General features: G+C 42.4%; 18 protein-coding genes. 13 read left to right on the top strand and 5 right to left on the bottom strand.

Going from position 1 to position 26,460, the window contains the following annotated elements; all coding sequences use genetic code 11:
- Positions 1 to 110 precede the first annotated feature (110 nt).
- On the top strand, positions 111 to 509 hold the full coding sequence (locus IT970_RS08930; RefSeq protein WP_036969180.1) for an ExbD/TolR family protein: 399 nt from the start codon (positions 111 to 113) through the stop codon (positions 507 to 509).
- Between the two features lie 58 nt (positions 510 to 567).
- Here IT970_RS08930 and IT970_RS08935 read toward each other — a convergent pair whose 3' ends face one another.
- From IT970_RS08935 to IT970_RS08945, 3 genes are all read right to left on the bottom strand, one after another.
- A complete protein-coding gene (locus tag IT970_RS08935) occupies positions 568 to 3,474 on the bottom strand; it encodes a TonB-dependent receptor plug domain-containing protein (protein WP_442960255.1) in 2,907 nt (968 codons plus the stop codon).
- A 125-nt stretch (positions 3,475 to 3,599) separates the two neighbouring features.
- Positions 3,600 to 4,670, bottom strand: coding sequence for a FecR family protein (locus IT970_RS08940; protein WP_196857231.1), 1,071 nt, complete (start codon positions 4,668 to 4,670; stop codon positions 3,600 to 3,602).
- Positions 4,667 to 5,227 carry an RNA polymerase sigma factor gene (locus tag IT970_RS08945; RefSeq protein ID WP_074989402.1) on the bottom strand — a complete coding sequence of 187 codons (561 nt, stop codon included), beginning with the start codon at positions 5,225 to 5,227 and terminating at the stop codon, positions 4,667 to 4,669. Before IT970_RS08945 ends, IT970_RS08940 begins: the two co-directional genes overlap by 4 nt.
- A 673-nt stretch (positions 5,228 to 5,900) precedes the next feature.
- On the opposite strand from IT970_RS08945, the gene IT970_RS08950 reads away from it, so the two are divergent.
- From IT970_RS08950 to IT970_RS08985, 8 genes are all read left to right on the top strand, one after another.
- Positions 5,901 to 7,106 carry an efflux RND transporter periplasmic adaptor subunit gene (locus IT970_RS08950; protein WP_065978498.1) on the top strand — a complete coding sequence of 402 codons (1,206 nt, stop codon included), beginning with the start codon at positions 5,901 to 5,903 and terminating at the stop codon, positions 7,104 to 7,106.
- A 14-nt stretch (positions 7,107 to 7,120) separates the two neighbouring features.
- Complete coding sequence (locus IT970_RS08955; protein WP_036967904.1) at positions 7,121 to 10,294, top strand: efflux RND transporter permease subunit; 3,174 nt, start codon at positions 7,121 to 7,123, stop codon at positions 10,292 to 10,294.
- Between the two features lie 117 nt (positions 10,295 to 10,411).
- Complete coding sequence (locus IT970_RS08960) at positions 10,412 to 11,005, top strand: PilZ domain-containing protein (RefSeq protein ID WP_196857232.1); 594 nt, start codon at positions 10,412 to 10,414, stop codon at positions 11,003 to 11,005.
- Positions 11,006 to 11,089: 84 nt separating this feature from the next.
- Complete coding sequence (locus IT970_RS08965; protein WP_118844375.1) at positions 11,090 to 12,148, top strand: agmatine deiminase family protein; 1,059 nt, start codon at positions 11,090 to 11,092, stop codon at positions 12,146 to 12,148.
- Positions 12,141 to 13,034, top strand: a complete 894-nt coding sequence (locus IT970_RS08970; RefSeq protein ID WP_036967897.1) for a carbon-nitrogen hydrolase — start codon at positions 12,141 to 12,143, stop codon at positions 13,032 to 13,034. The genes IT970_RS08965 and IT970_RS08970 overlap by 8 nt, the downstream gene beginning before the upstream one ends.
- Before the next feature lie 22 nt (positions 13,035 to 13,056).
- Positions 13,057 to 16,530: a transcription-repair coupling factor gene (mfd, locus tag IT970_RS08975; protein ID WP_075593486.1), complete on the top strand. Its 3,474-nt coding sequence runs from the start codon at positions 13,057 to 13,059 to the stop codon at positions 16,528 to 16,530.
- Positions 16,530 to 17,363, top strand: a complete 834-nt coding sequence (locus IT970_RS08980) for a CsiV family protein (protein WP_036967893.1) — start codon at positions 16,530 to 16,532, stop codon at positions 17,361 to 17,363. The genes mfd and IT970_RS08980 overlap by 1 nt, the downstream gene beginning before the upstream one ends.
- An 11-nt stretch (positions 17,364 to 17,374) precedes the next feature.
- Positions 17,375 to 17,638, top strand: a complete 264-nt coding sequence (locus IT970_RS08985) for a lipoprotein (protein ID WP_036967891.1) — start codon at positions 17,375 to 17,377, stop codon at positions 17,636 to 17,638.
- A gap of 26 nt (positions 17,639 to 17,664) precedes the next feature.
- On the opposite strand, the gene IT970_RS08990 is transcribed toward IT970_RS08985, so the two are convergent.
- Both IT970_RS08990 and IT970_RS08995 read right to left on the bottom strand, forming a co-directional pair.
- On the bottom strand, positions 17,665 to 19,032 hold the full coding sequence (locus IT970_RS08990) for a hypothetical protein (protein WP_196857233.1): 1,368 nt from the start codon (positions 19,030 to 19,032) through the stop codon (positions 17,665 to 17,667).
- Between the two features lie 108 nt (positions 19,033 to 19,140).
- Complete coding sequence (locus IT970_RS08995; RefSeq protein WP_075593483.1) at positions 19,141 to 21,843, bottom strand: TonB-dependent receptor; 2,703 nt, start codon at positions 21,841 to 21,843, stop codon at positions 19,141 to 19,143.
- A gap of 1,342 nt (positions 21,844 to 23,185) precedes the next feature.
- On the opposite strand from IT970_RS08995, the gene ccoN reads away from it, so the two are divergent.
- The 4 genes from ccoN to ccoP are packed head-to-tail and all read left to right on the top strand — an operon-like array spanning position 23,186 to position 26,459.
- Positions 23,186 to 24,619 carry a cytochrome-c oxidase, cbb3-type subunit I gene (gene ccoN / locus IT970_RS09000; protein WP_036967883.1) on the top strand — a complete coding sequence of 478 codons (1,434 nt, stop codon included), beginning with the start codon at positions 23,186 to 23,188 and terminating at the stop codon, positions 24,617 to 24,619.
- 12 nt (positions 24,620 to 24,631) lie between these two features.
- A complete protein-coding gene (gene ccoO / locus IT970_RS09005) occupies positions 24,632 to 25,306 on the top strand; it encodes a cytochrome-c oxidase, cbb3-type subunit II (protein WP_036967880.1) in 675 nt (224 codons plus the stop codon).
- A 5-nt stretch (positions 25,307 to 25,311) separates the two neighbouring features.
- Entirely contained in the window at positions 25,312 to 25,497 is a 186-nt protein-coding gene (locus IT970_RS09010; RefSeq protein WP_010373992.1) for a cbb3-type cytochrome oxidase subunit 3, read from the top strand.
- A complete protein-coding gene (ccoP, locus tag IT970_RS09015; protein ID WP_196857234.1) occupies positions 25,494 to 26,459 on the top strand; it encodes a cytochrome-c oxidase, cbb3-type subunit III in 966 nt (321 codons plus the stop codon). Before IT970_RS09010 ends, ccoP begins: the two co-directional genes overlap by 4 nt.
- The last annotated feature ends 1 nt before the right edge of the window (position 26,460 follow it).

Raw genomic sequence — 26,460 nt, forward strand, 5'->3', positions numbered from 1 at the left:
TGGCTGTGGCGCCCAGCATTTTAAAAATAATCCGTGTTCTTAACACGACTATGGCTAGTCCACTTAATCGTAAATTTTGTGGCTTGGTCAAAAACAACAAGGACCTAATTATGGTGAAACAACCTAAAAAAACCACTGCAAACGCTGATGTAGATATGACCCCGATGCTCGATATTGTATTTATATTGCTGATATTTTTTATCGTTACAACCTCATTTGTTAAAGAGCGCGCTATAGAAGTCAATCGCCCTTTAGCAAAACCAACTCTTGAAAACCCAAAAAAACAAGCGCAATTTACTATTACTGAAAACGACAGTATTTACTTTGCAAACCGACTTATAACACCAGAGCAAATTATAGCTAACCTCGCGTTATTTGCCGCACAGTTTGAAATGACACAGGTGCAAGTAACTGCAAGTGAGCAAAGCAGCCACAAAACCTTAGTCACCTTGCTTGATAAAATAAAACAATATCAAGATGTTCCAATCTCTATAAGCACGTCTCTATAACTAAAAAAGGGCCTAACGGCCCTTTGAAGGTTAAATAATAAAGGAATCGATAGGATTTTTAGAACTTATATTCTGCGCCTACGTAGTAGTACGCACCGTTAAAGCCAAAGGGTGCTGAGCGACGTGAATAAGTGAACACACCCGGGCTTGAAACAATAGTGTTTCCATTTGCATCAACAATGGTACCCGAACGCGAATTACCAATGGTATTCTTATCGGGGTAAACATCAAATAAGTTGTTTGCACCAATATTAAACGACAGATTTTCGTTAAAGAAGTAGTTAACTTTTACGTCAGTTAAGATTTCAGCGCCATACGTTTGGCGACCTCCATCTTCTACCGTGTACTCACCGTAACGATTAAGTGATAAATTGACCGTCCAGTCTTCTAGTCGGTAAAGTGCACTTAAGTTAATGCGGTCTTCGGGTTGCCACTCTTCAATAATCGATGTTTCTTGCGCAGAAAACACATCTTCAACCGGAATCGTTTCAAGCCCACTGCCTGCAGGGGTGAATAAATCAACGACATCCGTTTTTGTAAAGTTAGCAGCAAAAGTAAAATCAAGTGTTCCACCAAGGCCCTCGGTATTCCACGTTGCGACTAAATCAACCCCTTCGGTTTCTGTATCAGCGCCATTTAAGAAGAACTGTCCAGCTCCCGCGCCAGCGCTTTCTAACGCTGCATCTAATGTCTCGGATAATCCTTTCCCTAAACGATTACTGATCACAATACGGTCATCGATATCAATCGCATAGTAGTCAATAGTCAGGTTGATGTTATCTGTGACGTTGTAAACAATCCCTAAACTACGATTTTGCGATTTCTCTTCTTTAAGTTTAGGAATACCAATAGATTGCGCCAGCGTACTGTCGTTTCTAAAGGTGCCCACTTGCTCTGCAATTAAGTCACCATTTGGTCCAACAACAAACTGTGTGCTTACGTTATTAAAGTACAACTGCTGCATTGAAGGCGCTCTGAATCCTGTACTCACAGCCCCACGTAACGAAACATCTTCAGTGATTGACCAGTTACCCGCCAGTTTAAAGTTAACGGTATCGCCAAAACCTTTATAGTTATCGTAACGAAGTGCACCTGAGATAATCACATCATCAATTACATACGTTTCGGCGTCTAAATAAAATGAAATTACATCGCGTGACTCATCCACTGACGAGGCCGGATCGGACCCACCAAACCCTTGAGCACCACTTGCAGCATCAACACTTCCTATGCCGTCATTAAGGCCTGCATAAATACTTACCCCATCAACTGTATCGTAATCACGATACGCATACTCACTTCCCTCTAGGATGCGAAATTCATCGGTACGAAGCTCAGCACCCAACGCCAGCGAAAAGTGCTCGTAATCTTTGGTGTAGTCAAGATTGAGTGTTTGTAGTGATAACTCAAGACCATAGGCATACGCCGAGCGCGGGATCGTAGTTCGAATTTCGTCAGCCGTTAAGCCTTGCTCATAACGAAGGTAATTAGCATACGAGCCATTAATCGTATCGCTTGTGGTGTAATCGATGCTGTTTTCGCCATAGGTGTATGACAAATCAATACTCGCGTCATTATCAAATGATTTTTTGAAACCAACATTGTAGGACACGTCATCGATTACTGTGTTAATTTTTGGTAGAAACCCCATAGGAATGGTTGCATCGCCATCTTGTAAAACAGGGTTACCACTTGCATTGGCATTATGACGGAAGAATGCAGCTGATTCATTTTCACGGTTCGAATAAGTAATAAAACCATAAAGCTCACCACCAGCAAGTTCATAGCCTGTATTAACTGTAAGGGCAAATTGCTGTGAATCTGCATCACCAATTCTAAAAGTATCGCGCGGGGCTGTTAGCTCACGAGGATCGCCCGCGAGTAATGTGCCATCTTCAAGCTCAGTACAGCCATAAAATTGACATGAACCATGTAAGCCTGCACGGTTTGTTGGCGCACGATCTCGATAATTAATCGTCGTATTTAAATACCCTTCGTCGCCTAACGCAAACCCTTTATTAAAATCGATATTAACTGTTTCGCCATCGCCCTCTGAGTACTCACCATAATTAATCGCCGCTTTACCGCCTTCTTCTGCGTCTTTTAATACGATGTTGATAACGCCCGCAATCGCATCTGAACCATATTGTGCTGCGGCACCATCACGCAAGACTTCAATACGTTTGATGGATGCAGCGGGAATCGCATTCATGTCTGTACCGGCCGTACCACGACCAACAGAGGTATTGATATGAATAATACTTGCCTGGTGACGGCGCTTACCATTAATCAGAACTAACGTTTGATCGGGCCCTAAACCGCGCAATGTTGCTGGTCTTAACGCATCTGTACCATCGCTGATAGACGAGCTGGAAAAGTTAAATGAAGGCGCAATGGCTTGCAACATACGGCCAACCTCAGTTTGACCTGTATTTTCCAGTGCTTCTGCGCTTAAAATATCTACCGGTACAGGTAAATCTTCAACTGAACGCCCTGCGACACGGCTACCCACGACAGCTATTTTCTCAATATTTTCCTGTGCAGCTTGATCAGCAGCTACCGCCTGTGTATTCGAAGCAAGCAGTAACGGCACGACTGCAGCGCTGATCCCTGAAAGGTTTTTCATGTTGTTATCTTTCCTATTGATTTGTTTGAGTTTTATACTCAGTAAACCATTTTGATCAACAACCGCATCGAGCTCAGTGCCTTTTAGCATGGCATCTAACGCATCTAATTTGGTGTAAAAACCAAACACAGATTGCGATTGATATTGCTTTGCTAAATCGAACGAAAATATGACTGTTTGGTCGGTTTGCTTTGCAAATTCAATCAAAGCCAAATCAGCTCGTTGCGCTTTAATATCAAATTGCAGCATTTGTTTTTCAGCAGCGATGACTGTTTGACTTACATTCAGTCCATAAACAAAACAGGCCGCTGGTAACAAATACACATGTTTACTGCGCAACTTAACCAAACAGTTGAGAAAGAAAAATCCACTACATAAATTTAATTTTTTTGTGTTTAATTTTTTATGACAAGCAGCGTCTGCACCATTAACTGCATGAAATAAGTGTGCTCTCATAGGCAATATTAACTTTTAGTCGCTAAGGTCAAAGTAACACGATGTTCACCTAATCGTTGATGTTCAACAGCTAAGTTAGCGGCCAAAGAATCAAGTAAGCCTTTAATGTCGCCAGCTTTAAATACTCCCGCCACTTTCAATGTTGAGAGTTCAGGGTCAAGGAGTTCAAAGCGTGTTGCGGTGTATCGACTCACTTCCTGTAATGCGTCGCTGAGAGGCTCACCATTAAAAATAAGCATGCCATGTTGCCACGCTAAATCACGTTGCACATCATCTGCTGATAATTGTTTTATTGGCTCTGTTTTACTGTGTTTAATCAATGCTTTTTCACCTGAAACAACAACATTCGCTTTAAGTTTTTTAATATCGTTGCTGGTGTCTGTTGCATCTTTAAGACGATTAAAATCAGTGGCATCAACCTGAGTACTGGGGTCGGCAATCATCACTTTGCCTTCTGTTACAACGAGTTCTAGATCTGATGCCGTGTTCCGCTGCACGTTAAACACAGTGCCTAATGCCGTAAACGATTTATCACCCGCTATCACAGTGAATGGACGACTCGCATCTTTTGCAACATTAAATCGTCCTTCACCTCGATTCAAAATGAGTTGGCGACGATTACCTGTGTATGCAACTTCAAGATTTGTGTTGGTATTTAACTGAACAATAGTACTGTCTGGCAGGACAAAGGTGGCTTGTTCGCCGACTTTTGTTCGGTAAATTTTTGTAAATTTAGCATGATCGTTTTCAGCTGAATGCCAATAGCTTGAATAGATTAAGATGATGCAACCAAGTAGCATCACCACTAAAAAGCTCGCAGCGGTAGCCATCCCAAATGAAGTACTTTGTTTTGTAGGCGCTTTATGTGGAAACAAGCTGCTTAATTCATTTAGCACACTCATTTCATCCCATAATTGTGCTAACTCAAACAATGCATCCTGATGCGCTCGGCTTTGACTTGCCCAAACTTGTAATTGTTTAACTTCTTCATCTGACAAGCCACGGTCAATCGCGCTTATCCAACGGCTTGCCTGCGCTTGAATCATGTCGTGTGAGGTAAATGGGTGAACATTACTCATTTATTCACCTCTTTGGCTGTAAATGTGTTTGTTTCAGGGTAATTGTTTTGTTGAATATCGTGGGCTTTCATCGCACGGTGCGCATGTAACAATCCTTTAGCGATATGTTTTTCAACAGTGCTCGTACTTAGGTTCATTTCTTTGGCAATTTCCTTTTGGCTCAAACCATATACTTTTTTAAGGATAAAACACTTTTTAACTTGTGGGCTCAATTCATTTGTTACACGGCAAAAGAACAAAAATCGCTCTTTAGAGGTGACTTCATCTTCCAACGCCATTGTGCGCATATGACGTTCAACTTGCTGCTGTTCATCCAATGAATCTTTGTATTTATTATCCCATTTAGCTATATGATTAAGTGCTAAGTGCTTCGCTGTTTTAAGCATATAACTGTGCGTAAATTCAATATTTTGCTTGAGATCAGCCTCATAACTTTTAATAAAGGTTTCTTGCACTATGTCTTCGACATCATCTGGGCTCACAATGCGAGATACAAAGCGCCTTAGTTTATTAGATATTTCAGCAAACGTTGATGTTACCCCAATGTGTTTCGTCATCCCTAACTCACCTTTATTATTTTTATTACTTTAGGGTACGAGTTTTCATTATAAATACAAGCGTATTTGTTAAATTTTTGTTCCTCACGTAAACAAAGATTTCATAAACTCATACAAAGTCTGTTTTTACGAGTTGCTAAACTACAAAACAACTTAATATAGCCTCCTGTGAGCCACTGTGCCGACAGGCAAAAAACCAGACTATCAAGTCAATACAATTATACCAATCTGTCATAATACTGAATCATTCTGAGGGATTGACCTGTCGCTATCTGCGCTAACACGTCTGATTTACGCCTGCATGGATGCAGGAGATAGAGCAATGTAGGAGCAATTGCCGAGAACACCTAAATAACGACTATTTTGCCTCGTTAGCAACGACGTTTATCGCCTCAAAATAGCTCACTTCGTTAAGCAAATTGGTATGGATGAACTGGCTAAATTATTTAAACACTAACCCGCAATTAGAGTACACTGTATGTGCGCTATCTCTTTGTGAAGATAGCATTTAATTCTCTGCTTATCGCACCTGTAAAAAGTAAACTAAAGGGTGTACCTTTCGCTAATTTGGGTATAAACTAAACGCGCTTAATTTCTGCATAGTATCGCCTTTCGATAGTGTATAGGCTATTTTCTATGCTTACCTACTTAACAATTGGACTGTGGAGTAAACATGCGCCTGCCTTTCGCGTCTGCCAAATTATCATTATCTGCGTTGTTTTTTGTAACTGCACCTTTACTATTACAAGGTTGCTCAGAAGCACCTCAGCAGCAACAGGGTCAAATGCACCCTGCCGCGGTAGCAACTATGACAATGACACCGCAAGATGCCCCCTTTACTATCGAATTACCTGCTACGTTGTCTGGTTCAAAAGAAGTCGAAGTTCGTGCTCGCGTTGCGGGAATTCTTGAATCACGTAATTTTGAAGAAGGTCAACGTGTTGAACAAGGTCACTCTTTATTTACTATCGACCTTGAACCTTATCAATTAGCGGTTGACCGTGCTCAAGCTGCACTTGATGGAGCCAATGCAGCGTTAGTACAAGCTAACAGAGATGTAAAACGTTTAGCTAAATTACGCGCAGAAAAATCTGTGTCGCAACGCGATTACGATAATGCGAGTTCAGCCTACGACATTGCAAAAACAGATCTCGAGGCGGCGAAAGTTGCCCTAAAACAAGCGCAGTTGAACCTTGAATATGCACAAGTTAAAGCCCCGGTTGCCGGTGTAATGGGTCGTGAATTTGTCTCAGAAGGGACCTTTGTATCGGGGCCTGATTTATTGCTTACACAAATGACACAATTTGATCCAATCCGTATCCGCTTTGGTTTATCTGAGCGAGAGCAGTTACAAATGCGTCAAGATGTTCAAAATGGCTCTCTGACCTTACCTGAACAAGGCCATTGGCAAACAAAAATTAAACTTCAAGACGGCTCTGTGTACGGCAAAACAGGTGAAGTTAACTTCTCAGATGTGCGTATTAACCCAAATACAGGCACCAGTGAATTTCAAGCGATTATTCCAAACCCTGATTTTCAATTACGTCCTGGTCAATTCGTCCGTATTGAGTTAAGTGGTGCCGTGCGTAAAAATGCGATCATTGTGCCACAGCGTGCTGTACTGGATAACGGCACCGGTAAGTTTGTGTACGTTGTCAGTAAAAATGAGCAAGGCATGGATGTTGCCCTGCCGGCTCCCGTAACGGTAGGAGAATGGGTTAAACAACCAAATAACGAGCAATATCAGAACTTTTGGCTGATTAAAAGTGGCCTTAAAGAAGGCGATAACGTGATAGTTGATGGAATGGCGCGTATTTTCTTCCCTGGTATGCCAGTGAATGTTGGCCAATCGGCTGCAAATTCAAACCACGCAGAATAAACACAGGGAGTCTTATGTTTTCTCGTTATTTTATAGACAGACCTATTTTTGCGTTTGTTATATCTATTGTCATCGTATTGGCAGGTCTTGCTGCCATGCGCAGTTTACCCATTGCCCAATACCCTGAAATTGCGCCCCCAGTCGTTCAAGTAACAGCTGCATACCCAGGTGCGTCTGCAGACGTACTTGAGCAAACAGTTGCTGCCCCAATTGAAAATGCGATCACCGGTGTTGAAGGCATGATGTATATGTCATCAACCTCGACGAGTGCAGGTTCAACTACTATTGAAGTCACATTTGAAATTGGCACAGACGTAGACCAAGCCGCAGTAAATGTGAACAACCGTGTTAAACAAGTTGAAGCGCGTTTACCAGAAGAAACACGCCGTCAAGGTGTGGTTGTTCAAAAAGGCTCATCCAGCTTTTTACAAGTGCATGCCTTTTATTCACCGGATGGTTCTCGCTCAAGTTTATGGACATCAAACTATGTCACCATGAACGTGCTAGACCGTGTAAAACGTATTCCTGGCACTACGAGTGTGCAGATTTTTGGTGCCAAGGACTACGCTATGCGCATTTGGTTGCGTCCTGATGTTATGAGTCAATTAGGCGTGACTGTCGAAGAGGTGGCCGGAGCGATTCGCGTTCAAAACTCCCAATATGCCGCAGGTAAAATTGGCGCTACCCCCACTGCATCCTCACCACAAGAGCTTGTTTATAGTGTAACGGCACAAGGCCGACTCTCTGAGCCTGAACAGTTTGAAAACATTATTATTCGTTCAAACCCAGATGGCAGTAGCTTACGCTTAAAGGATGTCGCGCGTGTTGAGCTCGGGTCCAAAGATTACAACTTTAAAGGCACAATCAACGGTAAAGAAGCGGTCCTGTTGGGTATTTTCTTACAACCCGGCGCGAATGCACTTGATGTCGCAGACGAAGTAAATACTGTAATCGAAGAGATGAAAAGCCAGTTTCCAACCGGTCTCTCACATTTAACTTCTTACGACACGACACGCTTTGTTGAAGTCTCTATTCGTGAAGTTGTTAAAACACTGCTCGAAGCCATGGTATTGGTATTTTTAGTGGTGTATTTATTTTTGCAAAACTGGCGCGCAACATTAATCCCCACCCTTGCTGTGCCTGTGTCTCTGCTTGGAACATTTGCCGGCATGTACATGCTTGGCTATTCGATTAACTCATTGACGTTATTTGGTATGGTGCTCTCGATAGGTATCGTGGTTGATGATGCCATTGTGGTACTCGAAAACGTTGAGCGTATTATGCACGAAGAACACTTAAGTGCACGCGAAGCGGCAATTAAAGCAATGCGTGAGGTCAGTGGCCCTGTTGTTGCAATCGTTTTAGTGCTGTGTTCTGTGTTTGTGCCTATTGCATTTTTAGGCGGCTTAACCGGTGAATTGTTCCGTCAATTTGCGATCACCATCTCTATTGCGGTGAGCTTATCGGGCGTAGTTGCGCTAACCATGACACCTGCACTGTGCGTCCTAATCTTAAAACAAGAGCATAAACAAACCGCGCGGTTTTTCTTATGGTTTAATGCAACCTTCACAAAAATTACGAGCCGTTATGTCGGTGCCGTCGGATTTATGGTTCGTCGTGGATTACTCGGCTTAATACTCATGACAGCAATGATTGCTGCCACAATTGGACTGTGGCAGAACACACCCGGTTCATTAGTACCAGACGAAGATCAGGGCTATTACATTTCGGCTATTTTCTTACCCGATGGTTCATCGCTTGAGCGTACAGAGCACGTTACTCAACAAGTTGTTAAAGCGGTGCAATCAAACCCTGCCAACGAAAACGTCGTGGCATTTACGGGGTTTGACTTTATCGGTGGCGGGTATAAAAACAGCGCTGCAACCTTGTTTGTCACTCAAAAACATTGGGATGAACGCGAGGTCGACACGAAAGCGCTTGTTCAAGAATTGTTTATGAAAACAGCAGGGATAAAAGAAGCGCTGGTACTTGCCTTTAATCCCCCCGCTATTTTTGGTCTGGGAAATACAGGGGGTTTTGAGTTTTATATTCAAAACAAAGGTGACAGTGACCCTGATAAACTGCAACAAGCGATGCAGTTAATGACAGCAGAAGCACAAAAGAGCCCTATCATTAGTGGCCTTCAAACTCTGTGGCGCCCAGATGCCCCGCAACTGCGTGTTGATGTTGACCGCGAGCAAGCTCGTGCAATGGGGGTTGAAATAGACGATGCCTTTACCGCACTGGCTGGTAACCTAGGCACCTATTATGTAAACGACTTCAATAAGTTTGGCCGTGCATGGCAAGTGCTTATGTCTGCGGATGCTGAATTTAGAATGAAACCTGATGACATCAAACGTATCTATGTTAAAAACAACCTAGGCAATATGGTGCCCTTGTCAGCGTTTACAACAATTGAGTACAGCCGAGGCCCTGAGAACTTAAACCGCTACAATAACTTACCAGCCGTAAAACTAATGGGTAATGCAGCACCAGGTTATAGCTCAGGCCAAGCAATTGCCGAAGTAGAACGGATCGCAAACGCAGTGCTCCCCCCGAACATGACCTACGAATGGACAGGGTCTGCGTACCAAGAAAAACGCAGTTCAGGGACAACGGGTATTGCACTAGGGCTTGCTGTGATCATGGTGTTTTTAATTCTGGCAGCATTGTATGAACGTTGGTCATTACCGCTCTCAGTGATGCTAGCATTACCCTTTGGTACGTTTGGTGCATTGATTGCTGTTTGGCTGGTAGGCATGACTAACGACGTTTACTTCCAAATTGGCTTAGTCACCCTACTCGGTTTAGCGAGTAAAAATGCCATATTAATCGTTGAGTATGCGCTAATGAAACATCAACAAGGGTGGAGCGCAAGTACTGCTGCATTGGAAGCAGCTCGCTTACGTTTTAGACCCATTATTATGACCTCATTAGCCTTTATATTGGGGGTTGTACCATTGGTGTTAAGCTCAGGTGCGGGTGCTGGAGCCCGTCACAGCGTTGGTACAGGCGTAATGGGCGGCATGATGGCGGCTACCTTCCTCGCAGTGTTCTTTGTACCGCTGTTCTTTTATTGGCTGACTGAGCGTAAGTTAACTGAAAAACGTTCAAGGCAAGAGCTTGCTGATGAAATTGCTGCGCACCATAAGCAAGAGCATGTCGATACGCAAGAAGGCAACTTATAAAAAACGAAGGGCAAACAATAAGTTTGCCCTTTTTTTATAAGTCATTTGTCAGTATTTCATTACTGGTAATTTGTGCTTTGCGGCGCTAATATTAACTAAATATGTGTGGAGTACAGCATGAAAAATCAAAAATTAAGCGAATTTGAGCAATACTTTCAGATAGAAGAAAGCAACCGCGTGAACTTATACGCTGTTGAGCCACATGTTGTGCCGAAAACGCATGCTGAACTTGAAGCCGATATTCCCGCCCTATTTAAGCTTGCAAATGAAGTGAATGAACTTGAGCAAAGTACATTACGCCCACTGCGTAATTTAGGTGACATAGCTCAAGAGCTGGCCATATTTTTACAAGCTCAATCACGTAAAATAGACTTGATTATGAGCCACATTCTGGCCTCTGAACAGCCCGAAGATAACGCAAATTATTGTGATAGTTATGGTGGCGGTGGCGTAAAACTCACATCGACTGAGGTATTCGAATTAGGGCAAACGTTTAGAACCAAACTATTTTTGCAGCATGAAGCATCAGCGATATATTGTTATACCGAATTAGTTGCGATTGAAAAACGCGATGATGATAAATACCAATACACTTTATTATTCATTGCCATTCGCGATGCAGACCAAGATTTAGTCGTTCGGGCAGCATTACATGCACAAACTCGCCAGCTTAAAAAACGTCAACAAGAAAACACGTCGCAAAGCAGTTAAAAATCCTGCTTTATCGCGCACAAAAAGCTGACATCTATGGCTAAAATGCTAAACTAGCCCCACCTTTGTTTGTTTAATACCTTCATGAAATTTAGACTTTTACCTGAATGGGCTGAGCAAGATGCTGTAATGCTCACTTGGCCGCACCAAGATACCGATTGGGCTGCAATTTTAACGGTTGTAGAACCCGTTTACGTCGCCCTATGTCAAGCAATTAGCCAACAACAAGATGTGGTGATTGTCGCTCATAACGACGCACTTAAAAACCACATAAGTGCCCTACTGGCCGACGCGGGTGTTGATGCACACCGTATTCACTTTGTCGTTACCCCGTGCAACGATACATGGGCTCGCGACCATGGACCGTTAACCTGTGCGAACCTTGATAACGCAGCTGATTTAAAAATCATGGATTTTATTTTTAATGGCTGGGGCAATAAATTCGAAAGCCAGCTTGATAACCATATTAATCAAGTGCTCGTAAAGCAACTAGCAAACCCAAACACGGCTTATCAGCAAAGTGATTTAGTGCTTGAAGGTGGCGGCGTTGAAATTAATGAGCACGGTGTGCTGTTGACGACCAGTGAATGTTTGCTAAACCCGAATCGTAATCCATCGTTATCTAAAACAGACATCGAGCAAATCCTTAAAGAACAATTAGGTGCCGAATCGTTTTTATGGGTTGATCACGGCTATTTAGCAGGTGATGACACAGACAGCCACATTGATACGTTAGTGCGTTTTGCACCAAACAATACGCTTGTATACGTTAAGTGTGATGACGAAAATGATGAGCATTTTGCTGCATTAGACGCGATGGAAAAACAGTTACACACGTTTAAAACACACCAAGGTGAAGATTACAGGCTTATCGCTCTTCCTTGGCCTAAAGCGGTGTTTAACGATGACGGTGACAGATTACCCGCCACTTATGCCAATTATTTAATCATCAATAAAACAGTGCTTGTGCCAATTTACGGTGATGAACATGACTCACTGGCATTAGCTCAAATTGCAATGGCCTACCCAGAACACACCGTACTGGGTATTAACTGTTTACCAATTATCCATCAGTTTGGCAGTTTACACTGCATTACGATGCAATTACCGCGCGGCTTTTTAGCAGGAGCAAACAATGACTAAACCAACGCATTTAAAGGTTGCCCTTGTTCAGCAATCTAATTCTGATAACGCCCAAGAAAACATGGCAAAATCAATTGCAGGCATTCGTGATGCAGCAAGCCAAGGCGCTAAACTGGTTGTTCTTCAAGAACTACACCGCAGTTTATATTTCTGCCAAACAGAAGACGTTGATGTTTTCGATTTAGCAGAAACAATTCCAGGCCCAAGTACAGACACACTGGGTGCGCTAGCAAAAGAGTTAAATGTGGTGATCGTGTCATCATTATTCGAAAAGCGTGCCACAGGCCTTTACCATAACACCGCCGTTGTACTTGAAACAGACGGCAGCATTGCGGGTAAATACCGTAAAATGCATATTCCGGATGATCCGGGGTTTTACGAGAAGTTTTACTTCACACCGGGGGATTTAGGGTTTCAACCAATTCAAACCTCAGTGGGTAAACTCGGTGTGCTAGTATGTTGGGATCAATGGTTCCCTGAAGCCGCTCGCTTAATGGCGATGGCGGGAGCTGAAATCTTAATTTACCCAACAGCCATCGGCTGGGATCCTCGTGATGATAAAGACGAGCAAACGCGTCAAAAAGACGCCTGGGTTATTTCACAGCGTGCGCATGCTGTTGCCAATGGTGTGCCCGTTATTAGCTGTAACCGCGTTGGCCATGAAAGTGATCCAAGTGCGCAAAGCGAGGGTATTCAGTTTTGGGGTAATTCGTTTATCGCAGGCCCTCAAGGTGAAATCCTTGCACACGCAAATAACAGCGACGAGCAGTTACTTGTTGTTGAACTTGACCAACAACGCAGCGAAAACATTCGCCGTATTTGGCCATACCTACGTGATCGTCGCATCGACCACTATCAGGATCTAACAAAAATTTATCGAGACTAAACACAGTTTAAAGGAGTAGTAAATGGCGTTTGCGCAATGGGCAGCATTGCCTTGGGTAAAATCTGAGAAAGATAAAATTCACTGGGGACAACTAACCGGCAGCGGGCTGAGTATCGCAATAGCCGAAGGTGTGAAACAACATAACGAACTTGTTGTGATTGTCACCCCAGATACACCAAGCGCCCTTCGCCTTGAAACTGAACTCGAATTTTTATTACCTGAAAACCCAGTCATGGTCTTCCCTGACTGGGAAACGTTACCTTATGATCATTTTTCACCGCATCAGGATATTATCTCTGCGCGTCTTGCCACTCTTAACACCTTAAAAAAAGAACAACAAAGCGTGTTAATTGTGCCCGTGTCGACCTTGATGCTACGCACTGCTCCCGCGTCATTTATCTATGGTTCAACCCTTAATTTTACGGTGGGTGACACGCTAGATACTCACACCCTACGTGATAACCTTGAGCAAGCAGGCTACTTACATGTTCAACAAGTGATGGAGCATGGTGAATATGCAATACGTGGCTCAATTGTTGACTTATACCCGATGGGGAGTCCTCACCCATTCAGATTAGACTTTTTTGACGATGAACTAGACAGCATCCGCTTGTTTGACGTAGAAAGCCAACGTTCTGATGAAAAAGTCGATAAAATAGAGCTCTTACCGGCCCACGAATTCCCGACAAACGATGCAGATATAGAACGGTTTAGAATTAATTATCGTGAACAATTTGGTGCCAGCTCCGAGCAAGATTCTATCTACATGCAGGTAACCAAAGGCACTTGGCCTGCGGGGATTGAATATTACATGCCGCTGTTTTTCGATCAACTAGCGACAATTTTCGATTACCTTCCCAACAATACCACTTTCATGCACTTTGGTGATATTGAGCATGCCGCTGAGCAGTTTTGGCATGATGTAAATGTACGCTATGAAAACCGCCGTGTAGACCCTCTTAGACCGCTTCTTGAGCCTATAAAACTTTATCAAAGTGTCAATGAACTGTTTGGTGAGTTTGCACACTACGCGCGAATACGTTTATCACAGGCAAAGCTTGGTACGAAAGCAGGACACACAAATTTAGCCAGCAACGATTTACCCAATGTACGTATTGATCATAAATTGCATGAGCCGTATCAAGGCCTAATTGACTATGTTGCCAGTGAAAAAAAACAAAAAGGCCGTGTGCTACTGTCTGTAGAGTCTGACGGACGACGTGAATCGCTGCTGACACTGTTAAAACCAAGTGGTTTAAAGTTTAAAGAATTTAATTCATTCACCGACTTTACCCAAAGCTCTAGTGATGTGGGTTTAATCGTCTCGCCCCTTGAGCAAAGTGTGGTACTGGATGGTAAACCCCGTTTAACCATCATTACAGAGCAAGAGTTATTAGGTATTAAGGTGTCTCAGCGCAGACGCCGAAAACATAAATACGAAGCAAGCCAAGATGCATTAATTCGCAATCTGGCAGAACTGCGTCAAGGTCAACCAATTGTGCACCTTGATCACGGTGTGGGTCGTTATCAAGGTCTTGAAACCATTGATGCTGCGGGGGTGATTACCGAGTTTGTTACGATCATCTACGCAAACGAAGCCAAACTCTATGTGCCCGTTTCTGCACTTCATATGTTGAGCCGTTATTCAGGTGGAGAGGAAGCAAGTGCCCCACTTCATAAACTGGGTTCAGATGCATGGGAAAAAGCGAAAAAACGCGCCGCAGAAAAAGTACGCGATGTCGCTGCTGAGCTGTTAGATATTTACGCAAAACGCCAAGCTAAACCTGGCAATATGTTTAAGCTTGACGGCAGTGCTTATCGCCAATTTAGCGACAGCTTTCCATTTGAAGAAACAGACGACCAACGCAACGCCATCGAAGCTGTACTGGGCGATATGCAAAGTAAACAGGCTATGGACCGATTAGTGTGTGGTGATGTGGGTTTTGGTAAAACAGAAGTTGCCATGCGCGCTGCCTTTGTTGCCGTAAATGATAACAAGCAAGTCGCCGTGCTAGTCCCGACCACGTTACTTGCACAGCAACATTTTGAAAACTTTAAAGATCGCTTCGCTGATTTGCCAATAGAAGTCGGTGTTTTATCGCGTTTTAATTCGACAAAAGAACAAAAAGAAACACTGGATAAAATGGCCGAAGGCAAGCTAGATATTGTCATAGGTACTCACAAATTAATTCAGCAAGACATTAAATTTAAAGACTTAGGCTTATTAATCGTTGATGAAGAACATCGCTTTGGTGTTCGTCAAAAAGAAAAGATAAAAGCACTGCGCGCCGATGTCGACATTTTAACCCTCACCGCCACCCCGATTCCGCGTACACTGAATATGGCAATGAGCGGCATGCGCGACTTATCGATTATCGCCACACCACCGGCTAAACGATTGGCCGTTAAAACCTTTGTAAGACAACGTGATGCTGAGCTCATTCGCGAAGCTATTCTGCGTGAAATTAAGCGCGGCGGCCAAGTTTATTTCTTACACAATAATGTTGAAACTATCGACCGTGTTGCTGAAGAAATTACTGAGTGGGTACCAGAAGCGAGCGTTACCACTGCACACGGCCAAATGCGTGAACGCGAGCTTGAGCAAATCATGAGTGATTTTTATCACCAAAAATACAATGTGATTGTGTGTACAACAATCATTGAAACCGGCATTGATGTTCCGACTGCAAATACCATCATAATGGATAGAGCCGACAAGCTTGGCCTAGCTCAGCTGCATCAGCTTCGCGGCCGCGTCGGTCGAAGTCACCACCAAGCGTACGCGTATTTATTAACAGGCAATCCAAAGTCATTAACCAAAGATGCAGTAAAACGCCTTGAGGCCATCGAGTCTTTAGAAGATTTAGGCGCTGGCTTTGCGTTAGCGACGCATGATTTAGAAATTCGTGGCGCGGGTGAGCTACTCGGTGATGATCAATCAGGGCAAATGCAGAGCATCGGTTTTAGCCTTTATATGGAAATGCTTGAGCAAGCCGTTAACGCACTAAAAGAAGGCAAAGAACCAACACTGGAGAACCTGCTAGGTCAACAGACTGAGGTTGATTTAAAACTGCCAGCCTTATTACCGGATGATTATATTCATGATGTAAATGCACGCTTAGGAATCTATAAACGCATCGCAAGCTGTGCTAATCTCAATGACATGGACGAGCTACAGGTCGAGTTAATAGACCGATTTGGTTTACTCCCAGATGCCACTAAAAACTTATTTAGTTTGCAACAACTGAAATTGCAAGCCAGCAATATTGGCATCAAAAAGATTGAAGCAAACCCGAAAGGCGGCTATTTTGAGTTTAGCCAGCATACAAAGGTTAACCCTAGCTTCATTATAGGTTTGATACAAAGTGCTCCGCATATATATAAAATGGACGGCGCAAATAAATTGCGTTTTGCGATCAGCGAGGCGAACCCTCGTGAACGCTTGAAAATGGTCACTGCAATGATTGCAGATTTCGAAAAAAAGGTTAGCCATTAATGTTGTTTAGAAATAGTTTTATTTTACTTTGTTGCTTATTTACAAGCTCATCGTTTGCAGCACGCTGGTTCGAAATAGAAGTGCTTATTTATAAACAACGTCCAGCGCCCTACTTACAAGAAGATTTCTCGTTAAAACATGATGAAATCAATGCAAAACGTTCGAAAGACTTATTATCACCTGTCTACAAAGCGCACGCTAAACAAGCTTGTATTAACGGTGATAGTCGTTTTCGTTCACAGTCATTTACTGATGAATTGATTAATTCAAACCCACATTCGAATGTCTGTGACGACAGCGTTGATTTTTTAGCAAGCTACAACGAATTACCAGTTTCTCCCCCTGTCGAACCACGTGAAGACACCGACGAAATTTATTTAATGGCGCCTGAGCAACTGCAATTTACTGAACAGAAAAACCAGCTTGATAGAAAAGGTTTAACACCGTTATTACACACCGGTTGGCGTTTTCCTGAAATGAGTGAATCACGCGCTCAAAGTATTCGGTTATTTGCAGGCAAACATTTAGCAGCAAGTTCACCTGCTATTGAACCAGATAACAATGACTTTATTAGCCTAGTAACTCCATCAGAGCAATATATTCCAGAGAGTTTGCAACAAACGCCTGATTGGGAATTAGATGGTTTAATGAAAATTTACGTTCGTCATTACCTTTTTATAAATGCTGATTTTGATATTAGTCAACGTTTAGAAACCGGTGATTATGAAAAAGCCCGCTTTTCACAATTTAAGCGTGTGATCAGCAACGAAATACATTATTTCGATCATCCTCGTATGGGCATGATCGTGCAAATAAGACGCTACAACCATTAATGGAATCTATTATGAAAAAATATATGGCAATTGCTGCTGCCGCTGCAGTGTTAACATTAGCAGGCTGCTCTAAAGTAAACCTTGAGAACTATGAAAAAATAAAAATCGGTATGGATAAAGCAGAAGTTGAAGCTATCTTAGGCTCGGCTGATAAGTGCGAAGAGAAAACACTGCATACGAACTGTATCTGGGGTGATAATGATAAAAATATCGAAATCACTTTGGTTTCAGATAAAGTATCGCTTTATAGTAAAACAGGTTTAGACGCTAAATAATCCTGCAAGGGTGGCATATAGCCACCCTACTCACTCTTATCTAATTGGCTGTGGATCAGCTCTATATTAATAATTTTGCTGCGATTTAACGTAATTTTGTAGCGTTCATACCTAGTTTCGTGCTCATTTTCTGAAAAAACTAACACCAAATTTAATTGGTAACGCCTCTCAACTGCCTGCTTTGATATTTTATTACTGTCGAGATGATAGAGTTTCCCCTCACCACGTTTTAAGTAACGCGCAAACGGCGCTAAGCTAAAGCTAACAGTTTGTTGCAACGTATCATACCCGGGCAAAAACTCTTTTGCATTGACGTGTGTTTCACTGGCAAAGTGTAACCATTGTGCTGCTTGTTTATTTTGATGGCGACGCTTAGAAAATATCTGACGCACTTTTTTTGGGATCCGCTTGAACGAGGTGTATTCGAGCCAGATGTACTGACTGGCGATCCTGTCTTTTGTAATACTGTTCTTAAACTGAAAACGCCATTTCGGCCTGCCTCTCACAATGGCACGCCAAATAATACGTGTTATATCTTCTTTAAATATTTCACGCAGCCCGTAGATCACCCCTAAAATCAAAATTAATGTCGCTGTCACTTCAGTAAAGGTTGAGCGTGCATTAAGTACAACCAGCATCACAAAAGCCATTATAACGGCAGTGACAGTGCCTTTAACCATTCGCTTTAGATAACTATTAAGATGCCGTGTGGTGCGATTTAAGATAACGCCATGCTCAATTAAGCGTTGTAATAAACGCATTTTATTTGTAATGCGGTTTGCATCTTCAAGGGTTGATTGCGAATTATACTCTTGTTCTTCTCGGTAGCTGTTTTCTGCTTTACAGAAATCGAGCAACTCACCACGCTCTTTTGCAAAATCGCTACTGCGCGGCCCTTCGTCTAATAACTTTAAAAATGATTGTTCAACATGCCAGCTTAAATAGTTATCGGCATTTTTATAAAATGGCAGCAACTTTTCATCATCTGGGGTATAACGACGTAGTTTTTTAAGTAACCCTTCAGTTTGCTCACACAACTCCATCGCCGCAGGGTAAAACTCGTCAGCTTCGTTATGTTTTAGGGTGTCTTTAATATCTGCATTGAGTGCTAGACGAACCTGATAACAATATAAATTTAGGTTTTGCCTATAATCTTGTTGCTCACCTTTGTTTTTACTCACAAACCGACTTCGCACCAGTGGCAAGTGAATATTGTTCGCATTGTAAGCTAGGTGCGACTTAAAGTGGTTGTTGAAGTACGCTTCTTCACTGAGTGTTTGTGGGTTGACACTCATTTCATTTGGAATAGAAAAATACAGATCGAGACGCTGCTCTGCGCGGGGACTTAGCTCAGGTTCGATAATAAAAGATAGGTTTTCGTCTTGTTTAAGCAATATCACCTCGTTGTTTACTTTTACACTGTAAGTTTACGCCGAGATAGCTTTTCAGACAATAAAAAAGGCCCAGTAAAAACCGGGCCTTAATAATCATTTCAAACTAGATTAGAACTTAACGTTCACACCAGCGTGGAAACGACGACCTAGTACATCGTATGTGTACGGGTCAGTGTTAGAGTCATTGTTACCTGTGTAGTAAGGTGGCTCTTTATCGAACAAGTTATTAACACCTGCAGATAGAGTCACTGTATCAGATAGTAAGTATGAACCACTGATGTCATGATAAACAACTGATGGTGTTGTAGGTGCTAAACAGCTTGATGGATCACTTTTACATAGGTAGCTATCCATTCCTGCGATATAACGTGCCTTGTATGTTGCATCCCAGCTTTCGCCACGTGCTGATAATGTAAAGTTAGACTTGATATCAGCGTAGCCACCAGAACCAGAAGTGATAAGACCCGCGTAATCAGTCGTATCATCAAGTACTGTTACAACGTACTCGTCTAGGTAAGTAGTATCTAGACCCGCTTTCCAGTTAAGACCTGCAGCTTCAAAGCTGTAAGTTAGGTTTAAGTCGATACCAGAAGTCTTCTCAGAACCAATGTTTTGTAATTGGTTGTTGAATTTAACACGACCCGTGCTATCCATGCTGATATTCGCTGATTGACATAGCACTGTATTAGCATTGTCAGACGTTGCTAAACACTGATCAACAATGTATTGCTCATTAACTGACGCAATCGCATTCTCAATTTCAATTTTGTAGTAATCAAGTGTCATGCTGAAGCCTTCAAACCACTCTGGCTCGTACACGATACCAGCAGTGAACGTATCAGCTTCTTCTGGAGTAAGTAGAGAGTTACCACCAACAGTTACTTCAGCTTGGTCCTGAGCACCTGGGAAAGTGATCTGTTCAAACGATGGTGAGTTACCTGAGTAAAGCTCTGATACAGTTGGCGCACGGAATGCTGTTGATACAACACTACGTAGCATTAATTCATCGTTTGCTTTCCATGTTAAACCTAGTTTCCATGTTTCATCTGAACCGAATGTGCTGTAATCAAACGCACGGATTGCTGCGCTTAGTTCAACATTTTGTGCAAATGGTGCATCAGCTAGTAGTGGTAATGCAAATTCAATATATGCTTCATTTACATCAAAACCGCCTGCTGTCGGCTCAACCATAGGGTCATTTGCAAGACCTTGTGCTGTTAGAGAGTCTGGTGTGTACCATGCTTTCTCTTGACGGCGCTCAACACCTGCAGCGAATGCAGCATAACCTGCTGGCATTTCAAACATTTCACCAGATACTGATGCTGCTAGGATGAATAATTGGCTACCACCATTGTTTACTTCTGTGTAAACATTTTTACGGAAATCTTCAGATACCCATGCTGCTTGGTCTAATGGGTTAAAAGTACCCGCAGTAATTTGATCTTGGATAGCACCCATGTTGTGAAGGTTGCTTAGCTTATCTACAGAGTCGTTACGACCGAAGTTAGCAGATACATCCCATGAGTAGTCGCCTACAAAACCTTGTGCACCAACAACAGCACGAACTGTATCTACAGACTGTTCGAAGAAACGAGCACCGGTGTCAGACATACGACGACCGTAAGAGATCTTGTCGCCATATTTGTAGTTCATTTCTTGAGTCACGTAGCTGCCATCAGCATTTTTATCTAAGTAACCGTCACCATCTAGATCAACACGTTGATCATAGCTTTGGCTAAGAAGTGAATTACCCATGTTTTCAGTGTATTCAAAGTCAAACCATACTGGCTGTGGTGCCATTTGTTGCTCTGACCAACGCTTCGTGTAAGTAAACTCAGTGAATAGAGATGTATTATCTGATAATTCATAAGTTGCTAAACCAGTCAGGTTTAAACGCTCCATTGGCGTATAAAGGTAGCTTGCTGGTGAGTAGTTATATGCATCAGCATTGCCATAACGGTGATATTCACCACCACGGCCCGTTACACCGCTGTCGTCGATAAGAGATACTGGTGTATCTTCACCTTTAGCATTAACCGTTAGACCTTTCTCACCGTTACCATTCCAGATGTGACCACCTTCGTTGTAAGATGAACCAGTACAGTAAAGACCATTGCTGCCTTCAGCTAGTGGACACTCAGAGAAGCTACGGTCAGCTTGAGATGCTTTACCACGGTCAGTGTACTGCATACCGATTACGATATTACCTTTATCGAATGATGTACCAACAGTGAAGTCAACTGAGTTTTCTGTTGCATCGCCTTCGCCAGTGATCGCAGTATTTGCGTTCATGTCTAGGCCTTCAAAATCATCTTTAAGAATGATGTTAACAACACCTGCTACCGCATCAGTACCATAAACTGCAGAAGCACCATCTTTAAGCACTTCAACTGATTTAATCATTGATACAGGAATTGTGTTTAAGTCAACAGTAGAAGCTGCACCAGTACCCGATGCAATCATACGGCGACCGTTAACAAGAACCAATGTACGGCTGCTACCTAGACCACGTAAATCGATACGTGCATTACCACCAGAACCATTGTTGATACCTGGGTTAGTCATCGCACCGCCAGTGGCAGTCATTTTTTGTAGTACGCTATCGATGCTTGTTGCACCCATCGCTTTAATATCGTCTGCGCCGATAATTGTTACTGGGCTTGCGTTTTCCATGTCAGAACGCTTAATGCGAGAACCCGTAACTTGAATTTTTTCAATAGACTCTGCTGCATTATCAGCAGCTAATACTTGCATGCTTGAGAACATTGGGATTGCTGAAACAACAGCTAAACCAAGAATTGATTTTTTCATGTGAAACCCTACTTGTTGGAAATTTACCTTTAGTTAGGTAGCGCTCGTTATTATTAGAATCACGAGTCAGCGGAGGGCAACTTAGGCGCAGTTAACTGAACGAAAACTGAATGTTAGATTAAATAAAAAACACCCCAAAAATTACGTACCCATTTAGGGTAATAAGGTTTCACTATGTATCAATGTTAACAATAAAAAACCAATACAAAACAAACAGGTACAAAATGTTTAAAACAAAAAAAACACGATTGAAATCAATTACACACACTTTGTAATCAAGTGTAACTGTGATGGATATTTGTCTTTAAATGAAAATTTTACAAGTTGATCACACAACGTTATAAAAACCGTAATAGGTCAATATGTCTGCTAACCATAGTTATTCACAAAAAATAACTAAATTGGCAAAGTTAGCTTTTAAACAAGGTATTAGAGGATGGTTTTTGTATTTTGTTCACACGGATTAAATTTCCATGCAAAAAAGCAGTGAGAGCGTGTTATTCAAGATAAGTGGCAAACGTAAAAAGCTATTACCTATTATAAGGCAATGAGGAGGCTGTTAATGCTCAACCTTATTTACACAGCATGGCGAGAGTCAAAGTAATAAAAAACACTCTGTTGACGGTTTTGCGTATCGGTAAAAACGACTGTCATTTTCCAAGTCATCACAGGTTCGGAGCACACTCCTACCATCGTCTGGGCCGACCAATAACTGCCTTTTTGGGTAAACTGTAAAGGGATATACCCCATATACATCGTAACCCCTTCTAGTTTTGCCGAAACGTTATACGCATTTGGAGGTAATTTAAGGTTAATTGAAAAGGGAGTTTCTGGGCTAATGACTGAATTGGGCAACCAAATTTCCACACCGTTCGCAAACTGACAATGTGTATTTTTTTCGCACGTTGCACTTGTCTGTGGCTCATCTATACTTTGCCTGTCACAAGCAACTATGAAAACACTCAAAAACAAAATGTAGCTGGTTATTGTAGTTCGCACTCAACTTACCTGTATAAAATAAAAGCGGATACTAGTCCGCTCGTCTATGAAAAACAACTAGGCTAAGTAGAATAAGTTAATAAAAATACAATGACTGACAAAAAATAACCAACAAAGCGGGAAAATTTGATTGATGTCATAATTTTATGCAATTGACCTATCTTTTTAAGGTCAAAAATTTTATCATTTCCATCGCAAAATAAGGGTTTCTCGAGTTTGTTTTCTGAAGCTATCATCTACAGCTAGCTTTGGGTAACACGCTTGTGAAGTAATAGTAGGCCCCACTTATTACTAAGTGGGTAATTCATTTCTAAAACGCATTAATTGCAGCGGAAGCCAGAAAATGAGCCAAACAGTAGCATCACAAACTGAGTACAATTATAAAGTTGTACGCCAATTCGCTATTATGACAGTGATTTGGGGCATCGTTGGCATGAGTGTTGGGGTTCTGATTGCTGCCCAATTAGCTTGGCCAGCACTAAACTTTGATACACCATGGTTAACTTACTCTCGACTACGTCCGTTACATACGAACGCAGTAATTTTCGCATTTGGTACAAGTGCACTTTTTGCGACGTCTTATTACGTCGTACAACGTACGTGTCAAACGCGTCTTTTCTCAGATAAACTAGCGGCCTTTACCTTTTGGGGTTGGCAACTTGTTATCGTACTTGCCGCGATTACCTTACCGTTAGGTATCACGAGCTCAAAAGAATACGCAGAACTTGAATGGCCAATTGATATTCTTATCGCGGTAGTTTGGGTAACCTACGCCGTTGTATTCTTTGGTACACTAATCAAACGTAAAGTATCGCACATTTATGTTGCAAACTGGTTCTATGCTGGTTTCATTATTACTGTTGCCGTATTACACATTGTAAACAGCATGGCAATTCCAGTGTCACTAACTAAATCATACTCTATTTATGCGGGTGCAGTAGATGCGATGGTTCAGTGGTGGTACGGTCATAACGCTGTTGGCTTCTTATTAACTGCTGGTTTCTTAGGTATGATGTACTACTTCGTACCAAAACAAGCAGGTCGCCCTGTATATTCTTACCGTCTATCGGTTGTTCACTTCTGGGCGCTTGTTTCTTTATACATCTGGGCAGGTCCTCACCACCTTCACTACACTGCGCTTCCAGACTGGACGCAAAGCTTAGGTATGGTTATGTCAGTTATCTTATTCGTCCCATCATGGGGTGGTATGATTAACGGTATCATGACGTTATCAGGTGCATGGCACAAACTTCGTACTGACCCAGTACTTCGCTTCTTAGTTGTTTCACTGTCTTTCTACGGTATGTCTACGTTTGAAGGTCCAATGATGGCTATTAAGTCTGTTAATGCACTTTCACATTACACAGACTGGACAGTAGGTCACGTTCACTCAGGTGCGCTAGGTTGGGTTGCGATGATTTCAATCGGTGCAATTTATCACTTAATCCCTGCACTATTCTCTCAGGGTCGTATGTACAGTGTTAAACTGGTTAATACACACTTCTGGTTACACACTGTAGGGGTTGTTCTATACATCGTAGCAATGTGGATTTCAGGTGTAATGCAAGGTCTTATGTGGCGTGCAGTAAACTCAGACGGTACGTTAATGTACAGCTTTGTACAATCACTAGAAGCATCGTATCCGTTCTACATCATGCGTTTCCTTGGCGGTGTATTCATCGTAACGGGCATGCTAATTATGGCTTACAACGTTTACCGTACAATTGCTGCGAAGAAAGATTCGCTTCAATTAGACGCTGACGCACAATTAGCATAACGGAGTAGGATGATGAGCAATAATAATTCACAAAACAAACATGAAATAGTCGAAAAAAATGTTGGCCTTATGGCTATCTTGACTGTCTTTGCGATCAGCTTCGGTGCACTTGTAGAAATTACACCGTTGATGTTCCAAGATGATACGACTAAGCCTGTTGATGGCCTACGCCCTCTTACAGCTTTAGAAATGGAAGGTCGTGATATTTATGTACGTGAAGGTTGTTACAACTGTCACTCACAAATGATTCGCCCTTTCCGTGACGAGGTTGAGCGTTATGGTCACTACTCTGTTGCTGGTGAATCAGTATGGGATCACCCATTCCAATGGGGTTCTAAACGTACTGGTCCAGACCTAGCACGTGTTGGTGAGCGTTACTCAGACGATTGGCATCATGCGCATTTAATGGACCCACGTGCTGTGGTTCCAGAATCAAATATGCCAGCGTTTCCTTGGTTAGACGAAAACAGAGTCGATACGACCCATACTCTTAAAAAGCTTCAAATATTCCGTGATAGCTTCGGAATTGATAAAGCAAGCACCCGTTACGACGGTAAAGGTTATGGAAGCGATGAAGAGTTACAAGCTGACATTGCGAAAATTGAAGCCATGAACAATGGTGAAGGCGCAACTGAGATGCAAGCTCTAATTGCTTACTTACAACAGCTTGGCACACACTTGAAGTAATTATTATGGATTACGGAACATACAGAGGCATTTTAACTCTGGTAATTTTAGTACTGTTTATTGTGATTGTTGTATGGGCATATAGTAAGCGTAGCAAACGTCGTTTTGATGACGCAGCTAATGCCATATTTGAAGATGAAAAAAAACACAACAACACAATCTCTAACGAGGAAAAGGAGTCTGAGAAATGACTAGCTTTTGGAGTATATGGGTTATTGTATTAACCCTTGCGTGTCTTGCTATCATCTTCGGCCTACTTCTGTGGAACTTAAAAAACTACACAGGTGTTAAAGAAGGCGAAAGCTGTGGTCACGAATTTGATGGCATTGAAGAGCTGAATAACCCACTACCAAAATGGTGGACTTACATGTTCTTTGCAACATTCGTTTGGTCAGTTTATTACTTAGCGGCTTACCCGGGTTTAGGTAACTGGGAAGGTTTAGGTAAATGGACAAGTTCAAACCAAGGTATTACGTCTTTAGAAGAGTCTAAAATGGCTACTGAAGAAGCGTTAGCCAATGGTGAGAATGTTCAGTTAGACCAAGAGTTTATTGCAGCAGATGAGCGTTTTGGCCCAATCTTTGAGTCGTTCGCGAAACAAGACATTGAATCACTTGTAAAAGATGAAAAAGCGCTTGAGATTGGTCAACGTTTGTTCTCTCAAAACTGTGCTCAATGCCATGGTTCAGATGCGCGTGGTGGTCAAGGCTTCCCTAACCTAACGGATAACGATTGGTTATACGGTGGTTCACCAGACAAAATTAAAGAAACGCTTCTTTACGGCCGTGTTGCAGCAATGCCACCTTGGGGTGATGCACTTGGCGAGCAAGGCATTAAAGAAATGACTGCTCACGTACTGAGCCTTTCGGGTCGTACAGTTAACCAAAAAGACGCTGAAGCTGGTGCTGCTAAATTTGCAATGTGTGCTGCGTGTCACGGTGCTGACGGCAAAGGTTCGGTTGCTCACAACTTACCGTTTGGTGCGCCTAACCTAACCGACAATATCTGGTTATACGGTGGTTCTAAACGTGCTGTTGAAGAAACACTGAGAAATGGTCGTGCAGGTGTGATGCCAGCATGGAAAGACATTCTTGGTGAAGACAAAGTACATCTTTTAACAGCGTACGTTTACAGTCTGTCACAAGAAAAATAAC

Source organism: Pseudoalteromonas sp. A41-2 (assembly GCF_015767615.1).
GTDB classification, from domain to species: Bacteria; Pseudomonadota; Gammaproteobacteria; order Enterobacterales; family Alteromonadaceae; genus Pseudoalteromonas; species Pseudoalteromonas lipolytica.